This is a genomic window from Pontimicrobium aquaticum (assembly GCF_005047595.1).
GTDB classification, from domain to species: Bacteria; Bacteroidota; Bacteroidia; order Flavobacteriales; family Flavobacteriaceae; genus Pontimicrobium; species Pontimicrobium aquaticum.
The window spans coordinates 632,639-649,653 of sequence record NZ_SUPL01000001.1; the positions used below are offsets into that span (position 1 = coordinate 632,639).

Below are 17,015 nucleotides of genomic sequence, written 5' to 3' on the forward strand. Positions count from 1 at the left end.
ATTTTTATATACAATATAAACTAAGAAAACCTATAATTATAACAAGCGTCCAAGAAATTGGGAAACAAACTTTTATTAATTACAACAGCTAATAATGATATTGATGTTGCCATTAAAACTACTTTTAAATTAGAAGATAATCCTGTAAAAGAGTCTATTAGAGCTTACAAAATAAAACCAACCGAAAAAATTCCTATCGGAACTTCGAAAGTATGTTATATTGGTAAAGAATACCAAGTAACATGTGAAATAGTTTCAGCTGGTTTTAAAAATGAAAAAACTACCAACCATTAGTTTTTCCAGGAGCTATATTTTTTAACCGCGTATAAATTGTTGTTTTGCCATGTTCTCTTTGTAAGTGAGAAGTCATAATCAATATGGATTGTAATCTTGACATTTTCCTTCCAAAAAATTCAATCTCTTCATTTAGATCTTCATTAGTAAGTTTAGTCATTCCATTTCTAATAAACATAAAAGATTCCTTTAATTCTTTAATAATTTGATTCTTGTTTTTTGTATCTGTTAAAGGACTTGGATCTGGTCTTTCTAACTTAACTACAGTTGCAAAAAGATAATTTGCCCCAGCTGTATGTCCTATTTGGCTTGTAAAGTCGCGCAATTCTTCTGTCGGTTTAAATGAATAGTACTCACTAGGCATTGCCTCGGCTGTTTCTACTACCATATTTGTCATATTGTCCCAAGCTTTAATAAGTGCTTCTGAATTTATTTGAGAAAACGTAGTATTACTGACAAATAAACAGAATACAATTAACGGAATAGTTTTAAATTTAATTTTTTTCATACTTTTTAAGTTTTATTAATTTAAGTTAAAATTATGAACAAAAAGGCATTTGTAATTTAAATTGTGTTTGTTGGTTAAATTTGTGATGAATAGTTTTAGTTTAATCTAACTTTAAACAAAAAAGGATCCATAATTATTTGTTTTTAATTCTAATAGCTGGCTTCATTGATTTAATGTAAAAAACAGCATCTATAGATTGATTCCATTTTACTAAATATTCTTTATTAAACACAAAACTAGCCTTAAATGGATTTTTAAAAAAAGTAGATTTAGAATTATTTATATCGTTAAGCATAAAATATGCGTAATCAAATTCTTTAGAGTATAATAATGATTCAATACTTTTTGGTGATGGTTTTTTTAATCTTTTAACAGAATTATTGTATATATCTAAAAAGCTTCCATCATGACCTGTAAAGGCGATATGAAACATCTTGTCAGAGCCTATAAGATTACTTAAATATTCACCCATAAATTTTGTTTTTGAGGACCATCCCATTTGATTTAAAAAGGTTGAATCTACATTTCTCATATTATGATTTGTAGCTGCCCAAACAATTACTTTTTTATTTTCTCTAGTAATCCATTCAAGGTTTTCAGCCATCATTTTACTTCTTCTATTAAAAAATAAATACCTAGAATAGGTGCCATTTAATCTACTCCATTTGTTTATAGAATGCATTTTATAGCTTTTCCATACTTGTTTCCAAAAACCACTAGAATTCCAATGAAAATTATTAGCTGAATGTTTTTCAAATTCAAGAAGATACACTTCAAGAATAGCCAAAAACTTGTCATGCTCAAATTTTGAAGGCAGAAATTTTTTATTCTTAATTGACTTGTTTACGAAATACTTAAAAAAAGTATAATTCTTGTGTTTAAATAACTTTGGATGGGTCTCTTTAAGGAAGTTTTCAAAATCATATAATAAATATTCTTTAGAATAACTTCCGTCAAACATTACATCCATTCCAACCATTTTAAGTGGATTATTTGTTTGTAAACTTTTTTGTACATAAGAAAAAATAGGTTGTACTTGCTCAATATTTGACCACCTATCGTTAATTCCATATTCGATTATATTTTTATAATCTACACCTTTTTCTAGTTCGTTCCATAATTTATATGATTGATAAATACTACTTTCAAAAACTAAGATTTTAAAGCCCAGCTCTTCATGAAGGTATTTTATCAAAAGCTCTTTTGCTTCAAATGTGCTACCATCACCATGTGTTTGTTCTCCCAATAAAACAACATTACGGTTTCCTATTGCTTTTTTAAGATATTGAAACTGTTTAATTTTTGATTGACTATATTCTAGATCAGTTATTTCAAAAACATTATTAGTTAGCCATTTTTCAGGATTTTTTAAATCCTGCCCTATTGAAATTCCTATATAAGTTAAATATATAAGAAAGGAGAGTTTAATTTTACTGAGTAATTTTACATGTTTAAACATAACAGCTAATTCATTGTTTTAATGAACCCCAAAACGGAGTAAGTTCTGACCTAGAAGAAGTTGTTATTTGTTTAAGGTCGTTCCCATCTTTTTTAATTGTAAACAAGTCAATGTTATCGCTTTTAATATTAGAAAAAACTAGTGATTCTCCATTTGGAGACCATGATACTTTAAACATCCAGAAAAGATTATTATCCTTAAAATAATTGTATCTATTATTTTTGTTTTGTAGTGAAGCAGTAAGGTTTTTTTGATTTCTTCCATCAATATCCATAACATACATGTCTAAATGTCCGTTTCTATCGGAGAAAAAAGCAACGTGTTTCCCATTTGGAGAAACAGATGGCCCAAAATCATTTCCTGATTTGTTTTTGGTAAGATTTTTTATTTGACCTGAATTTATATTTACACTATAAATATCATTTACGTTTCCGTTTTGACTATAAAATAAAATTGACTCTCCATTTGGGGTCCAAGATGGAATTCGATTTTCATCTCCCATTTTACCTGTTAACATTTTTTCATTTGTTCCATCACTATTTGATATAAAAATATGCGTACTTCTTCTTTGAACACTTCTTTCATAAGCAACTTTTGAACCATCAGGTGAAAATACGCCGTTTGTGTAGTAACTAGATTTGGGTGATATTCTGTTAACTGACTTTCCCTTAACATCATATAAAGCCAGTTTCCAACCACCATAACGATAAGTATTAAAAATTACAGTTTCTCCATTTGTTGATACAGCAGGATTATACTCCCCTTGCCCAGATTTAAATGGAATAAGAACTTCCTCGTTTGATCCATTCGGGTCTATCATATATATTGACCATCCGCTATCATTTGAATTCTTACGAGAATATAAAATTTTAGAAACAGGCTTGTCTAAACCTATTTTTATACAACTACTATCTATATTGTTTTGATAAATAGTTTTATTATCTTTTTTAGTCAAAAAAAATAATGCTAGAATTAATATTAATTGTTTCATTTATACTAAGTTTAATTAAGCCAATAAGGTGTCATATCAGTATCATTGTTATTTGTGATTTGAGTCAATTCAGTTCCATCACTATTAACAATGAAAATTTCCAAATCTCCATTAATTATTACATTAAATACAATTTTTTTACCATCAGGTGACCAAGATGTTTTATATGGCCAAATACCATTTTCATCTCCATCAGATGATTCAAGAGTTGGTGTAAGGTTTTTCAAATTAGAACCATCTGTGTTCACTACAAAAAGGTGAATTTTGCCCTCTTTATCAGATAAAAATGCTATTTTATCTTCTAATTTTGATGTAGAAGGAGCAAAATCGTTAGCCAAATGACTAACGATTTTCTTTGCTTTCCCTCCATTTAAGGATTTAATATAAATTGATAAAGATTTATTTTTCTTTAAAGTAAAAACAATAGATTCACTATCTCTTGTCCAATCTATATTTTGATCACTAATTCCTGTTTTAAAAAAATACTTTCCGTTTTTACCATTCTTGTCTGCAATATAAATATCACTTTCTCTAACACTCCAATCGTATTCTACGTAGGCTATTTTAGATCCATCAGGCGAATATTGAGCACAATATTCATAGTTTTTACGATTTGTTAGTTTTTTAATATTAGAAATATTTTTTCCATCAAAATCTCCAATTCCAAGCTTCCATCCACTAAACCTATAAGTATTAAAAATAATTTTTAAATTATCTGGAGAAGTTATTGCTCCATACTCTCCTCTACGATTTATAGATCCTTTCAAAAGAAGTTTTGTCTCCATTGTTTTAGTATCAAATATCATTAAATCAAGTGTTTTCCCTGTATTAATTCTACCTGGACTACGAGAAAAAATAATTTTATTTTGAGAACTTACTTTACAATAAAAAAGAAATGTTAAAGTTAGTATAAAATAAAATTTAAACATTTTAATCATCTGCTTCAAAAAATATGGTTTAAGCAAATAGTAATTTTTTACTTGCTTACTCAATGATATATGTCTAATCATTCTGAATTTTAGCAATTAATTTAGTATAATTATCTTGCTGATTATCAGGAGCAATACTCTTTGCTAATTTATAATGTTTTAAGGCCTCTTTTTTATTTCCGTCTTTTAAATACGCTTCGGCTAACGTGTCAACATACATCCATTTATTAGGATGTTTTTTGACAAGTATTTTTGCTGTTTCAATTGCTTTCTTAAAATCACCAATAGCTATAAGATCATATATGGTTCTGTTTAAAACCATTGGGTTACTCATAAGCGGTATTGCTTCATAGAGTATTTCTTTTGCTTTAGTTGAATCTCCTTTTTTAAGTAAAAGAGAGGCTTTTACTTGTAAGTTTATTGAGTTTCGTTCAAGTGCAAGTGATTTATCTATCCACTTCATTGCTTGATCTAAATAGATATTTCTAGCGTTTAAATAGTTGGCAGCATCTGAATATGATCCCCATCTAAATTGTGCAATCCCTTTTAATTCAGATCGTAAACTTTCAATTAGCACTTCATCTGGTTTGTGAATTTCAATTTTAAAAGGAACTTGTGTTTTACCCCATTCTAGAGCAGCTGTAAGACTTTGCCCTCCTCTCTCAATGAAATCATAGCTTAACCATTCTTTATGAGAGATTTCTTTAGGCATGACACTAACTCTTAAAACAATCTCATCTTCTGTTGGGTGAACGAAACTAAGAGAACGACTATATTTAGATAAAACTATTTGAAATTCTTTTTCTCCTGGTATCATAAACATACCATATTTACCAGCATTTATTTTTTTGCCTTCTATTAAACCATCATGCGTAAGTTCAATTGTAGTGTTTCCTCTATCTCCTGCTCCCCACATTTTATCATAAGGGATTCTTGATCCAAATATTTGTTTACCTCTTGCTGCTGGACTACTATACTCTATCGTAACCCAAGATAGCCCAAGGCGTTGTGAAATAATACTTCGTTGGCTCATTTGAGGTAGGTCAACATTTTGTGAAAACCCCAATGATATCACCCCAAGTAAGCATATCAAGAGGTTTAATTTAATTTTTTTCATACTTTTTAAGTTTTATTAATTAAAGTTCAAAATTATATATTGAAAACAGAATAAAACCCAAAATTGTGTTGAGTGGTTAGATTTGTGACAAACAGTTAGATAAGTGTTTAGCTAAAGAATTCGTGACACCCTTTTTTGCTTCATTTAAATTTTTTTAAAAAACTCTCCCCATTAACAATAGATAGATACATCATATCTATAGCGGATTTGCAAGAAAAAAGTGGACAATTAATTAAGAGAACTTTTCTTCATAATTACTCTATATTTAAAGTGCTAATTGATAAAAATATCGAGTATATTATATAAAATTGCTATAGATAGTTTTTTGTAATAACAAAAATTATTATTGATCTAAATCTAAAAGTTTATCACATTAAAAGAACTATAAAAAATAAGATTAATTTATAAATTCAAATAAGATTTCACGTATCTCGAGGCTGTAAATTACTAAATATGGGATATATAAAAACAGTTGCAATTAGAAATTGCTGGACAAGAATTATTAACGAAAGATAAAGCTGCTATTCGTATCAACTTTTATACTGTGTATAAAGTGACTGATATTCAAAAAGCTTTACTAGAAAACAAGGATTATGAAAAGCAATTATACATTGCTATGCAATTAGTATTACGTGCTTACATTGATGCTTACACATTAGATGAATTGCTAGAGCGTAAAGAAAATATTGCAGAAGCAGTGTTTGAAGATGTTCAGGCAAGTGCATCAAAATTAGGTGTCAATGTTTTAAGCTGTGGTATTAGAGATGTGATTTTAACTGGAGATATGAAAGAGATTATGAATCAAGTTTTAGTCGCACAAAAGAAAGCTCAGGCTAATACTATTACAAGACGTGAAGAAACAGCTTCGACTCGTAGCTTGCTAAATACGGCAAAGTTGATGGAAGATAATAACATACTGTACAAGTTAAAAGAAATGGAGTATGTTGAAAAAATCGCTGAGAAAATTGGTGAAATCACTGTTTCAGGTAATGGTAGAATTGTAACACAATTGAAAGAGATTTTCTCTGGAAAATAAGTGGATGTTTAAATGCGCTAGTTTAAAACTAGCGCATTTTTTTATATAGTTTCTAAAGCCTCCAAAACACGCTTAGCTTTTGCACTAATAGCTTTTTGAGTGGCTTCAATATCAGCTTTAATTAAATTGGTATCCTTTACCATATCATTTGTTGTGCTAGCTGCTCTAACATACCAATCCTTCCAAGTCTTGATAATTTCAATTTGTGTTTCTAAGCCCTCTCCATTTTCAATAGCTATTTGACTTTGTTTTTGTTCTTCTTCTAAACGATTAATAGCTGCTTGCTGAATACTTTGCAGTACTTGTTTTGCAGTATTTTCGTCTGAACTCACGAGTTCTATTGCAGAAACCAATGCTCCAGTTGCGACGTTTTTTAATGTGGTTTTAGACATCTTATCTATTCTATCATTATCCGTGTGATAAAACTGATCGGTAAAATGCCAGAATAGTACACCCGGAATATTGCCTCTTAAAAAAGGTACGTGGTCACTACCCCCTTCGTAGGGATTAGTGTTTACTTCCCAATTAGCGCGTCTTCCTTGTTCTTTAAATTTTTTAATGACGAAATCGTTTAGGTAATGAGGTGTCATGTCTTCCACTTTTAATGGTCTTCCTCCCCATTCGGTGTGTTTATCATTTCCTCGTGTCCAAATAGCACTTGGGTCTGGCATTTTTTCGATTAAAAAAGTACCTCCTGTTTTCTCGGTATCTTCTCCAACCATATCCAGAGATATTCCCCATTTAATACCCTTTACTCTAATACTATCTTCTTGAACATAGCGTCTTGTTGATACTATTTCGTCTCCCCAAAGAAAGGTTAAGGTTCTTTTTGGTTTAAATCTTCCATCTTTAAATAATTTAGCTGCAACCGAAGCCATTTCAAGCGTTGCTCCAACACCTGAAGCATTATCGTTTGCTCCTGGTTCTTGTATATGAGCACTAAACACTAGTCGTTCGGAAGGGTTTTCACTACCTTTAATATCTGCAACAATGGTTAATTCTTCCGAAGGATAAATCTTCGTTTCAACCTTAACATTCAAAGTGGTTTTCCCTTTAGATAAGCTACTTTTTAATCGCTCTTTAGCTTCGAAAGACATAACAATTCCCCATGCCTTACTCACAGAATCTAACGGAATAGATCGAAACTGAATTGACGTTGTATTCTTTTCTGGTTGTAAATAACTTGGGTTATTATAGGTTATAATTCCTATGGCGCCACCATCGGTAACGGCTGTTTTAAAGATTCTTCCAGGATGTGTTTCAGCAAACACGATTTTTCCTTTTACATCGGTTTCTGCTAGTTTTTTGATGTCTTCTATGTAAACGACTTCTGCTGTATCACCTTCTTCGTCTGTGCTATAAGAGTTCAAGGCAATCATATTTCGGTTAGTGTCGTGACTAAGTAATGGCTGTTCTTCACCATTAATAGTTACTGTTGCATCCACCGATTCCCACGTTGGCCTTTCTAATGGTCTTGTTTCAATTCGGTAGGTTAAAACATCGTTTTTTGTTGCATTTTCTTCTAAAACATAACCATCTTTCTCAAGTTGTTCGGCAATTCTGTAAACACTTTTGTTAAAACCAGTGTTTCCAACAACACGCCAATATTTTTCTATAAATGCAGTGGTTTCGTAAGCTAAATCTCCCGTAAGCTCTTGATTAACAATATTAAAATATTCTTGGGACGTTATTTCATTATTCTGCTTACATGAAAAAAAAGTGATTGTAAGTACTAATAGGAAAATAATTTTTTTAGACATAATGGTGATGTTTTTAGACTATAATATTACAACTTTATGAGATAATTTCGGCAACTTTATTTTTAAGGGCTGGAACAATCTCAGCCTCAAACCACGGGTTTTTTGTTAACCAAAATCTATTTCGAGGTGATGGGTGTGGCAATACAAAGTATTTAGGAAGGTACTCTGTATAATTAGCGACCGTTTCTGTGAGTGTTTTTTTAGCACTTTCTTTTAAATAATACTTTTGAGCATACATACCAATTAATATGATTAACTTTAGGTTTGGCATCAAATTAAACAAGGATTCATGCCATTGTGGTGCACATTCTGGTCTTGGTGGTAAATCGCCTGTTTTACCTTTTCCTGGATAACAAAATCCCATTGGTATTATGGCAAATTTAGTTTCGTCATAAAAATCTTCATCAGTTACATTAAGCCATTTTCGCAGTTGTTTACCACTTGCATCATCCCAAGGAATGCCTGAATTATGAACTTTCGTTCCAGGTGCCTGACCAATAATAACAATTTTAGAATTAGGATGTGCCGAAACCACTGGTCGTGGTCCTAACTGTAAATGTTTTGAGCAAATGGTACATTGACTGATATTGTGAAGTAAGTTGTTCATTTATTGGATGTTTCGACTGCACTCAACATGACATTACTTTTTTCCGGCTACGATAATCACAATTTCACCTTTTGGTGGTTTATTGGTATAGTGTTCAAGTACTTCTTTTGCTGTTCCTCTAACCGTTTCTTCGTAAAGTTTGGTTAATTCTCTCGATACAGAAACCTGTCTGTCTTCTCCAAAATATTCACAAAAATGTCCAAGTGTTTTTAACAACTTATGAGGGCTTTCATAAAAAATCATAGTTCTGGTTTCTTCGGCGAGAAACTTTAATCTTGTTTGTCTTCCTTTTTTTACTGGCAAAAACCCCTCAAACACAAACTTATCGTTTGGCAAACCACTATTAACTAAAGCAGGAACAAAAGCTGTAGCACCAGGTAAACATTCTACTTCAATATTATTTTCTAAACAAGCTCTTGTAAGCAAAAATCCAGGGTCGGAAATAGCAGGTGTTCCTGCATCGCTAATTAAAGCCATTGTAATTCCTGAGTTTAGCTTTTTAATTAGTGTCTCAACCGTTTTATGCTCATTATGCATATGGTGAGACTGTGTAGGCGTATTAATGTCGAAATGTTTTAAAAGCTTTCCTGAAGTACGTGTGTCTTCAGCAAGAATTAAATCGACTGCTTTTAAAACCTCAACAGCTCTAAAAGTCATGTCTTGAAGATTTCCAATTGGTGTTGGAACAATATACAGTTTGCCCATTTACTCAAACTTGCTTTGAATAATACCCATAAAGCGCTCCTCAAATTCTTCTTTACCTTCCCAATGGTTATAATCTGGTTTGATAATATTTTGAACTAAGGTATTAGCTTCTTCAAAGGTTAGGGAAGTGTTTATTTGAGAAACAACACGTTCAAAATCTTCATTACTACCATCGAATAAATGTTTTGTAAATGCTATTTTATCATTTAATCCAAAGGTTAAGCCTTTTTCTTTTAAAGTGTCATTTAACGTTTTTTTGTCCTCTTTAGATTGTGTTTTGGTTTTCGGAACAGCCTCAAAAACAGGCATCTCTTTAAAGCCTGCAGTTAATTCTTCAAAATCATTATCAGATGTGTTTGATGGTATAACAGATTCTAGAAAATCGTCAACTTCTTGCGTTTCTTGTGGCATTTGGGCAACCATGTCTTTAATTTTTTCAATGGCTGGCTCCATAATACCATCATCTTCTATTTCATCTAAATTCACATATATTCTATCCTCTACCTCAATATTGTCACTCACTTTATTATTAAATGCACTATCCAGCATTCCAAAGAACGACGAATCGCTACCAATAGTAGGAATGTCGTCTTCAAAGTTTTCATGAGCAAATTTTAAAACAGTTAATTTTTCATACAATGCCGAAACTTCTGCATGCATTTTTAAAACATCTTCCTTTCCTTTTAATTTAAGAATTCTATGCGCTATACTGATTAGGTCTGATTCTAACTTCTTCTTCATAACTTTTAAATTTAATGCGCTATTGGTTTTTGATTTTTAATAAATTTACGCCACCTTTATGCAAACGAATATTTGCATTGTTTTAGTGTTAAAATTACAAAATGTTTCTCGAAAATACAGTAAATCATAAAGAACAATTTGGTTGGATTGAAGTTATTTGCGGTTCAATGTTCTCTGGAAAAACAGAAGAATTGATACGCAGGCTTAAACGCGCGCAATTTGCAAGACAAAAAGTAGAGATTTTTAAACCTGCAATTGATGTGCGCTATGATGACGAAAAGGTAGTGTCGCATGACGCTAACGAAATACGTTCAACACCAGTTCCTGCTGCTGCTAACATTCCTATTTTAGCTGATGGGTGCGATGTAGTTGGTATTGATGAGGCTCAGTTTTTTGATGATGAAATTGTTCGTGTTTGTAATGATTTAGCCAACAAAGGTATTCGCGTTATTGTTGCTGGTTTAGATATGGATTTTAAAGGAAATCCTTTTGGACCAATGCCTAATTTAATGGCAACTGCCGAGTATGTAACTAAAGTTCATGCGGTTTGCACAAGAACTGGTAATTTAGCCCAATATAGTTATCGTAAATCTAAAAGTGACGATCTAGTATTATTAGGCGAAGTAGAAGAATATGAGCCCTTAAGTAGAGCCGCTTTTTATAAGGCAATGCTGAGAGATAAGGTGAGAAACATAAAGGTTAACGACGCCGAAGAAATCTCTTCCAAATTAAAAACTGGTAATGGATAAAACTCAGGAAACAATTCTTGAAATAGACCTAAATGCTGTTACGCATAACCTAAAATACCTTAAGTCCAAACTTCAAAGTAAAACTAAATTTTTAGCAGTAGTTAAGGCCTTTGCTTATGGTAGTGATGCAGAACAAATAGCCCTCCATCTTCAAGACTTAGATGTAGATTATTTTGCGGTTGCTTATACTTCTGAAGGTGTTGTACTTCGAGACGCAGGCATTACAAAACCTATTTTGGTTTTGCACCCTCAACCCATAAATTTTAAAACAATTATTGATCGTTGCTTAGAGCCTAGTTTATATAGTGCTAGGGTTTTAAAGACCTTTATTGAATGTACAAAAAAAGAAAAGCAAACTAATTATCCTATACATATAAAATTTAATACTGGTTTAAACAGACTTGGCTTTTGGGAAAATGATATCGATTTTATTCATACTCAATTAAAAGAAACCAATTCGGTTAAAGTAGCAAGTGTTTTTTCGCACTTGGCAGCTAGCGAGGATTTACAAGAAAAAGAGTTTACCAATACACAAATATCTTGCTTTACTAATACTTCAAAAAAATTAGTAGCCTTATTGGGGTACCATCCTATGCTTCATTTATGTAACACATCAGGAATTTTAAATTACCCAGAAGCACATCTCGATATGGTGAGATGTGGTATAGGTCTTTACGGTTTTGGAAACTCAAAGGAAGAAAGTAAAAACTTAAAACCTATAGCTGCATTAAAATCGGTAATCTCCCAAATTCATCTTATTGAAAAAGGAGAAACTGTGGGTTATAATAGAGCGTTTAAAAGTGAAAAAAAACTAAAAACAGCAACCGTTCCTATTGGTCATGCTGATGGTATTGGCAGGCATTTTGGAAACGAAAATGGTTTTGTATTTGTTAATAATGCCAAATGTAACATTATTGGAAATGTATGTATGGACATGATTATGATAGATGTTACTAATGTGGACTGTAATGAAGGAGATGAAATAATTATTTTTAACAATCAACATACCGCTGAACATTTAGCCGAAGCTATTGACACAATTTCTTATGAATTAATTACCTCCATTTCAAGACGTATTAAGAGAAAATTTACAAAATAATTTTAAGATTATTTTAACATTTAGATTTTTTCGTATTTTAGTCATTAATTAACTAAAACATTAGACTATTATGCTAAAAGAATTTAAAGAGTTTGCCATGAAAGGCAACTTAGTTGACATTGCTGTTGCCTTTGTAATGGGTGCGGCCTTCAACAAGATTGTATCTTCATTTACAGGAGGAATTGTATCACCTCTTATTGGGTTGGTGTTTAAATCGGATTTTAAAGATCAAAAATGGATCCTTCAAGAAGGTGTTGTAGATGAGGCTGGAAACATAACTGGAGAAGTTGCCGTTATGTGGGGAGATTTTTTGACAAACCTTATTGATTTTATTATTGTAGCTTTTGTTATGTTCTTAATTATCAAAGGAATTAACAAGATGAAGAAAAAAGAAGAGCCTGCTCCTGAAGCACCTGCAGGACCATCAGATAATGATTTATTAACCGAGATTCGTGATTTGTTAAAGAAATAACACTATAATATAAACTTGTTAAAAAGGGTTGATTCTAAAAATATCAACCCTTTTTTATTGACTTATTATAACCTCAAAATAAATTAATACCTACTTTTGTTATTTAAATTTTATATAAATGAAAGTAGCTGTTGTTGGTGCCACTGGAATGGTTGGCAATGTTATCTTAAAAGTTCTTGAAGAACGTAATTTTCCTGTTTCGGAATTAATTCCTGTAGCTTCTGAAAGAAGTATTGGAAAGACTATAACTTTTAAAGGAAACCTCTATAAAATAGTTGGTTTAAATGATGCTGTTTCTATGAAACCAGATATAGCACTATTTTCTGCTGGAGGAAGTACTTCTTTAGAATGGGCTCCAAAATTTGCTGAGGTAGGCACTACGGTTATTGATAATTCTTCAGCATTTAGAATGGATCAGGACAAAAAACTGGTAGTCCCAGAAATAAATGCTCAAACACTTACAAAAAACGATAAAATAATAGCCAACCCAAACTGTTCAACAATTCAATTAGTTTTGGCTTTAGCGCCTCTTCATAATAAATACAAAATGAAGCGGGTTGTTGTCTCGACTTACCAATCCGTTTCTGGAACTGGTGTAAAAGCTGTGCAACAACTTGAAAATGAAATTAATGGTGTTGAAGGAGATATGGCTTATCCTTACCCTATTGGAAGAAATGCATTGCCGCATTGCGATGTTTTTCTTGAAAATGGTTATACAAAGGAAGAAATGAAATTAGCCAGAGAGCCTCAAAAAATATTAGATGATAGAACGTTTTCAGTAACAGCCACAGCAGTAAGAATTCCAACTGCTGGAGGGCACTCCGAAGCGGTAAATGTGCAATTTGAAAATGACTTTAATTTACAAGATATTCGCAAAATATTATCAGAAACTGATGGTATTATAGTTCAAGATAATACAGCCACAAACACTTATCCAATGCCAATATTTGCACACGAAAAAGATGAAGTTTTTGTAGGCAGAATTAGACGAGACGAAACCCAACCCAACACCCTTAATATGTGGATTGTTGCCGATAATTTACGTAAAGGTGCTGCTACTAATGCAGTTCAAATTGCTGAACACCTATATGTAAGTGGGTTAATATAGCTTAAGCCTTGTCGTTTATGGGAAAAATCTGCTTTTTAACATATCATATGGAAATTTTGGCATTATAACTAATTAATTACTAGCAGGTTCTCCTTTTAAGTAAATTAGCTATCCAAATTTTCTATAAATGACAAAAAATTACTCCTGTTTTCTAGGGCTTTTGCTGTTTGTATTTTCCTGCACATCTTGTTCAGAAGACGATAGTTATGTGCAAATTCGACCTACACAAGTATCACCTGTTTCTCTTGATTTAGAGACGGTTCCTTATTCAAAACTTTCCGATTATAATTTTTTTGAAGGTGATATGTCTGACCTAAAACCTGTTTATGGGGTTTTGCCTTATAAGATAACTAGTGGTTTATTTATAGATTATGCTAAAGCACAAACTTTCGTTTGGATGCCAAAAGGCTCTAAAGCAAGTTATGTTAACGACCATAGCGTATTAGATTTTCCTAATGGTGCTGTTTTAATTACTACTCACTACTTTGATAATGTTCTGCCTGAAAAGACAACAAAAATGATTGAAACCAGATTGTTGATTAAAAAAGAAGGCGAGTGGGTTTTGGTTAATTACAAATGGAACGACGAACAAACAGAAGCTATTTATACAACAAAAGGAAGTTTTGTTCCGGTAAAAATAGAAGACAATAATGAGGTAAAGGCTGTAAACTATAAAATTCCTTCATATAACGAGTGTTTTACATGTCATAATAAATATGATAAAATACTACCTATAGGTCCAAAACCTCAAAATATAAACGAGGATTTTTCTTTTAAAGACGGTATTAAAAATCAATTACAAAAATGGGCTGAATTTGGGTATTTAGATTCTTCTAGCCTACCTAACGACATTGTTTCGGTTGTTGATTGGGCAGACGAGTCTCAACCTTTAGATTTAAGAGTAAGGTCTTATTTAGATATAAATTGTGCGCATTGTCACTCAGACAAAGGATATTGCGAATACACACCTATGAGGTTTTCATTTAATAAAACCGAAGATTTCAAAAATATGGGTGTTGGTGTTCAGCACAGTTTTGAGCTAGGGCAAGAACTATCACACATTATATCACCAGGAAAATCAGATGATTCAGCCTTGTTATTTAGAATAAGTTCAACACTAGACGAATATAAAATGCCAATAATAGGAAGAAATCTTCAACACAAAGAAGGTGTTCAGCTTATTGAACAATGGATTAATTCATTAGAAGACACAAAAAATTAATAAAATAGTATAATATCCCAATCATTATGAAAACAAAATTACTTTCTTTAATTATTTGCCTCTTGCCCATAGCTATTATTGGGCAAAACAGCTCTAATTCTTGTTTAGATGCAAATAACGCGACTCACATAACTGGACCAGGAACATACTCAATTACTACTCTTAACGGTATAGCTCCCTCTCCTTGTGTTGGGTCTTCAGCCAATAATGGAGAATGGTTCGCTTATACTCCAGCAGCAGATTTTCAGGTAACCGTATCCTCTGATATTGTTGGAAACGATGGAAAAGACACCAGACTTCATGTATTTGAAGGAAGTTGCGGGACTCTAAGTTGTTTGGCAGCAAGCGATGATGATGGATCTGTTGTTTATAGTAGACTCTCTGTAGTACAATTTAATGTAGAAGCTGGACAAACATATTACATTTCTTGGGATGATAAATACGACGCTTCAGCATTTGATTTTACATTATCAGAAGATACTATTCAACCACTTAGCTTTACACAGAATTCTAGATTGGGAGGTGGAACATTAAGAGCTGTGGTTGATATGAATAACGATGGTTTAGATGATATGGTATCTATAGTTGCAAAAAATGTTAACGATATTAATGTGTATGATATTAATATTCAAGAACAAACACAAATTGGAACTTTTATTAATAACGACTATGAACTTTCTGCTCCTTATAGTGCTTCTTGGAGTTTAGCAGCAGGCGATTATAATGGAGATGGTTATAACGATCTTGTTTGGGGTAATGGTAACGGAGTACAAGTTGTAAAAGCAACCAACAATGGAACTTCTTATGAAATAGCAGCAACTAAAAATGGTGTTTTTACACAGCGTACTAACTTTGTTGACCTAAATGAAGATGGTCGTCTAGATATCTTTGTTTGTCATGATATAGCACCTAATATATATTACATAAACACCACTGGCGGTTTAATGTACTATCAAGGAGCAGATCCTAATGGGATACCTGAAGGTCTAGGAACATACCCTTCTGGAGGTGATTATGGATCTGTTTGGGTAGATTATGATAATGATGGCGATATAGATATGTTTATGGCAAAATGTGGTGGTGGTGAAGAAAGAAGAACCAATCAATTGTTTAGAAACAATGGGAATGGCTCCTTTACAGAAGTTGCGGCTACTGCAAATTTAGCAGACCCTATACAAACTTGGTCTGGAGCATGGGCAGATTATGATAATGATGGTGACATGGATGTCTTTATTGGTGGTTATAACGGAACCTCACATAAAATGATGCGTAATAATGGAGATGGTACATTTACAGATATTACAGGTACAACAAACCTAGGGTTCTTTACTTATACAGGGATTGATAATTTTCCTGTCGATTTTAACAATGATGGTTTTGTGGATATTTTTTCTAATGGAAGTATCTTAGTAAATGATGGCGACACCACTAATATGACTTTTACAGCCCTCACTTCAGGAATGCCTCCTCACGGTGCTGTTGGAGATTTGAATGATGATGGGTTTATGGATGTTGCTAGTGGTACTAAAATGTATATTAATAATGGGAACTTTAATAACTACATAAAAATAAACTTAAATGGCAGCGGTCTTAATAAAAAAGGGATTGGTGCACGAATTGAAATTACAACCGATTCTGGAACACAAATAAGAGATGTTAGAAGTGGTGAAGGTTTTAGATATATGAACTCTCTTACAGCTCATTTTGGTATTGGCTCCGACACTTCAATAAATTCAATTAAAGTATTTTGGCCTTCTGGAGTTGTAGATATTATTAACAACCCTGATATTAATAAAACAATTGTTGTTAACAAAGGCTCTACCTTAGGAACACAAACCGAAACGTTTGCAGAAGATTTAACACTATTCCCTAATCCTGCTAAAAACACTTTATATGTAAATACTAAATACAGCTTAAATGATGCTATTTACACTGTTTTTGATATATCTGGTAAGCGCGTATTAAATAGTAAGTTTGGTCAATATAACACTGTTAATGTATCTTCTTTAAGTACTGGAACATATTTCTTAAGAGTAATGCATGATGGTCTATCTCACACTCAAAAGTTTATTAAGGAGTAAAAAATAAATTACATTGAGTCGTCCTAAAATAGGTTGACAGTTTATAAATAAAAATTAGATAGGACCAGTGAAGTTAACTTCACTGGTTTTTTTGTTGTGTACAAAGTTAGGTGTTTTGTAATTAAGGCTCAAATGTG

17 protein-coding genes are annotated in these 17,015 nt (G+C 32.1%); 8 read left to right on the forward strand and 9 right to left on the reverse strand.

Features of this window, described 5'->3' with window-relative positions:
• Nucleotides 1-57 precede the first annotated feature (57 nt).
• Nucleotides 58-294 (forward strand): hypothetical protein, encoded by a 237-nt coding sequence (locus E5167_RS02895; protein ID WP_136840842.1) that lies wholly within the window; start codon nt 58-60, stop codon nt 292-294.
• Here E5167_RS02895 and E5167_RS02900 read toward each other — a convergent pair.
• The 5 genes from E5167_RS02900 to E5167_RS02920 all read right to left on the reverse strand — a co-directional run bounded on the left by E5167_RS02900 (nt 281) and on the right by E5167_RS02920 (nt 5,298).
• A complete protein-coding gene (locus E5167_RS02900; protein ID WP_136840844.1) occupies nt 281-802 on the reverse strand; it encodes a DinB family protein in 522 nt (173 codons plus the stop codon). The genes E5167_RS02895 and E5167_RS02900 overlap by 14 nt on opposite strands.
• Before the next feature lie 133 nt (nt 803-935).
• Nucleotides 936-2,261, reverse strand: coding sequence for an erythromycin esterase family protein (locus E5167_RS02905; protein ID WP_136840846.1), 1,326 nt, complete (start codon nt 2,259-2,261; stop codon nt 936-938).
• Nucleotides 2,262-2,271: 10 nt separating this feature from the next.
• Nucleotides 2,272-3,252 carry a TolB family protein gene (locus E5167_RS02910; RefSeq protein WP_136840848.1) on the reverse strand — a complete coding sequence of 327 codons (981 nt, stop codon included), beginning with the start codon at nt 3,250-3,252 and terminating at the stop codon, nt 2,272-2,274.
• 11 nt (nt 3,253-3,263) lie between these two features.
• Complete coding sequence (locus E5167_RS02915) at nt 3,264-4,037, reverse strand: TolB family protein (RefSeq protein WP_169301362.1); 774 nt, start codon at nt 4,035-4,037, stop codon at nt 3,264-3,266.
• A 217-nt stretch (nt 4,038-4,254) separates the two neighbouring features.
• Nucleotides 4,255-5,298, reverse strand: coding sequence for a DUF2911 domain-containing protein (locus tag E5167_RS02920; protein ID WP_136840851.1), 1,044 nt, complete (start codon nt 5,296-5,298; stop codon nt 4,255-4,257).
• A 472-nt stretch (nt 5,299-5,770) separates the two neighbouring features.
• Between E5167_RS02920 and E5167_RS02925 the strand changes: the two genes are divergently transcribed.
• Nucleotides 5,771-6,334 (forward strand): slipin family protein, encoded by a 564-nt coding sequence (locus E5167_RS02925; protein WP_239021929.1) that lies wholly within the window; start codon nt 5,771-5,773, stop codon nt 6,332-6,334.
• A gap of 41 nt (nt 6,335-6,375) precedes the next feature.
• Here the strand turns inward: E5167_RS02925 and E5167_RS02930 are convergent, their stop codons facing one another.
• Genes E5167_RS02930 through E5167_RS02945 form a run of 4 tightly spaced genes read right to left on the reverse strand, consistent with a single transcriptional unit; the run spans nt 6,376 to nt 10,147 of the window.
• Nucleotides 6,376-8,094: a M28 family peptidase gene (locus E5167_RS02930; protein WP_136840853.1), complete on the reverse strand. Its 1,719-nt coding sequence runs from the start codon at nt 8,092-8,094 to the stop codon at nt 6,376-6,378.
• 34 nt (nt 8,095-8,128) lie between these two features.
• Complete coding sequence (locus tag E5167_RS02935) at nt 8,129-8,701, reverse strand: uracil-DNA glycosylase family protein (protein WP_136840854.1); 573 nt, start codon at nt 8,699-8,701, stop codon at nt 8,129-8,131.
• Between the two features lie 33 nt (nt 8,702-8,734).
• Complete coding sequence (gene rsmI / locus E5167_RS02940) at nt 8,735-9,406, reverse strand: 16S rRNA (cytidine(1402)-2'-O)-methyltransferase (protein WP_136840856.1); 672 nt, start codon at nt 9,404-9,406, stop codon at nt 8,735-8,737.
• The gene (locus E5167_RS02945; protein WP_136840858.1) at nt 9,407-10,147 is read right to left on the reverse strand and encodes a hypothetical protein; all 741 of its coding nucleotides are present in this window, start codon (nt 10,145-10,147) and stop codon (nt 9,407-9,409) included.
• 101 nt (nt 10,148-10,248) lie between these two features.
• On the opposite strand from E5167_RS02945, the gene E5167_RS02950 reads away from it, so the two are divergent.
• From E5167_RS02950 to E5167_RS02975, 6 genes are all read left to right on the forward strand, one after another.
• On the forward strand, nt 10,249-10,896 hold the full coding sequence (locus tag E5167_RS02950; protein WP_136840860.1) for a thymidine kinase: 648 nt from the start codon (nt 10,249-10,251) through the stop codon (nt 10,894-10,896).
• On the forward strand, nt 10,889-11,995 hold the full coding sequence (alr, locus tag E5167_RS02955; protein WP_136840862.1) for an alanine racemase: 1,107 nt from the start codon (nt 10,889-10,891) through the stop codon (nt 11,993-11,995). The genes E5167_RS02950 and alr overlap by 8 nt, the downstream gene beginning before the upstream one ends.
• Nucleotides 11,996-12,065: 70 nt before the next feature.
• On the forward strand, nt 12,066-12,467 hold the full coding sequence (mscL, locus tag E5167_RS02960) for a large conductance mechanosensitive channel protein MscL (RefSeq protein ID WP_136840864.1): 402 nt from the start codon (nt 12,066-12,068) through the stop codon (nt 12,465-12,467).
• Nucleotides 12,468-12,585: 118 nt separating this feature from the next.
• Nucleotides 12,586-13,575 (forward strand): aspartate-semialdehyde dehydrogenase, encoded by a 990-nt coding sequence (locus E5167_RS02965; RefSeq protein ID WP_136840866.1) that lies wholly within the window; start codon nt 12,586-12,588, stop codon nt 13,573-13,575.
• A gap of 127 nt (nt 13,576-13,702) precedes the next feature.
• Nucleotides 13,703-14,797 (forward strand): hypothetical protein, encoded by a 1,095-nt coding sequence (locus E5167_RS02970; protein WP_136840868.1) that lies wholly within the window; start codon nt 13,703-13,705, stop codon nt 14,795-14,797.
• Between the two features lie 26 nt (nt 14,798-14,823).
• The gene (locus E5167_RS02975; protein WP_239021930.1) at nt 14,824-16,878 is read left to right on the forward strand and encodes an FG-GAP-like repeat-containing protein; all 2,055 of its coding nucleotides are present in this window, start codon (nt 14,824-14,826) and stop codon (nt 16,876-16,878) included.
• The last annotated feature ends 137 nt before the right edge of the window (nt 16,879-17,015 follow it).

What these genes read in the sequence shown, in the direction of transcription:
- E5167_RS02900 (WP_136840844.1), bottom strand. Translation starts at nt 802, where the DNA reads ATGAAAAAAATTAAATTTAAAACTATTCCGTTAATTGTATTCTGTTTA.
- E5167_RS02905 (WP_136840846.1), bottom strand. Translation starts at nt 2,261, where the DNA reads ATGTTTAAACATGTAAAATTACTCAGTAAAATTAAACTCTCCTTTCTT.
- E5167_RS02910 (WP_136840848.1), bottom strand. Translation starts at nt 3,252, where the DNA reads ATGAAACAATTAATATTAATTCTAGCATTATTTTTTTTGACTAAAAAA.
- E5167_RS02915 (WP_169301362.1), bottom strand. Translation starts at nt 4,037, where the DNA reads ATGGAGACAAAACTTCTTTTGAAAGGATCTATAAATCGTAGAGGAGAG.
- E5167_RS02920 (WP_136840851.1), bottom strand. Translation starts at nt 5,298, where the DNA reads ATGAAAAAAATTAAATTAAACCTCTTGATATGCTTACTTGGGGTGATA.
- E5167_RS02930 (WP_136840853.1), bottom strand. Translation starts at nt 8,094, where the DNA reads ATGTCTAAAAAAATTATTTTCCTATTAGTACTTACAATCACTTTTTTT.
- E5167_RS02935 (WP_136840854.1), bottom strand. Translation starts at nt 8,701, where the DNA reads ATGAACAACTTACTTCACAATATCAGTCAATGTACCATTTGCTCAAAA.
- rsmI (WP_136840856.1), bottom strand. Translation starts at nt 9,406, where the DNA reads ATGGGCAAACTGTATATTGTTCCAACACCAATTGGAAATCTTCAAGAC.
- E5167_RS02945 (WP_136840858.1), bottom strand. Translation starts at nt 10,147, where the DNA reads ATGAAGAAGAAGTTAGAATCAGACCTAATCAGTATAGCGCATAGAATT.
- E5167_RS02950 (WP_136840860.1), top strand. Translation starts at nt 10,249, where the DNA reads ATGTTTCTCGAAAATACAGTAAATCATAAAGAACAATTTGGTTGGATT.
- alr (WP_136840862.1), top strand. Translation starts at nt 10,889, where the DNA reads ATGGATAAAACTCAGGAAACAATTCTTGAAATAGACCTAAATGCTGTT.
- mscL (WP_136840864.1), top strand. Translation starts at nt 12,066, where the DNA reads ATGCTAAAAGAATTTAAAGAGTTTGCCATGAAAGGCAACTTAGTTGAC.
- E5167_RS02965 (WP_136840866.1), top strand. Translation starts at nt 12,586, where the DNA reads ATGAAAGTAGCTGTTGTTGGTGCCACTGGAATGGTTGGCAATGTTATC.
- E5167_RS02970 (WP_136840868.1), top strand. Translation starts at nt 13,703, where the DNA reads ATGACAAAAAATTACTCCTGTTTTCTAGGGCTTTTGCTGTTTGTATTT.
- E5167_RS02975 (WP_239021930.1), top strand. Translation starts at nt 14,824, where the DNA reads ATGAAAACAAAATTACTTTCTTTAATTATTTGCCTCTTGCCCATAGCT.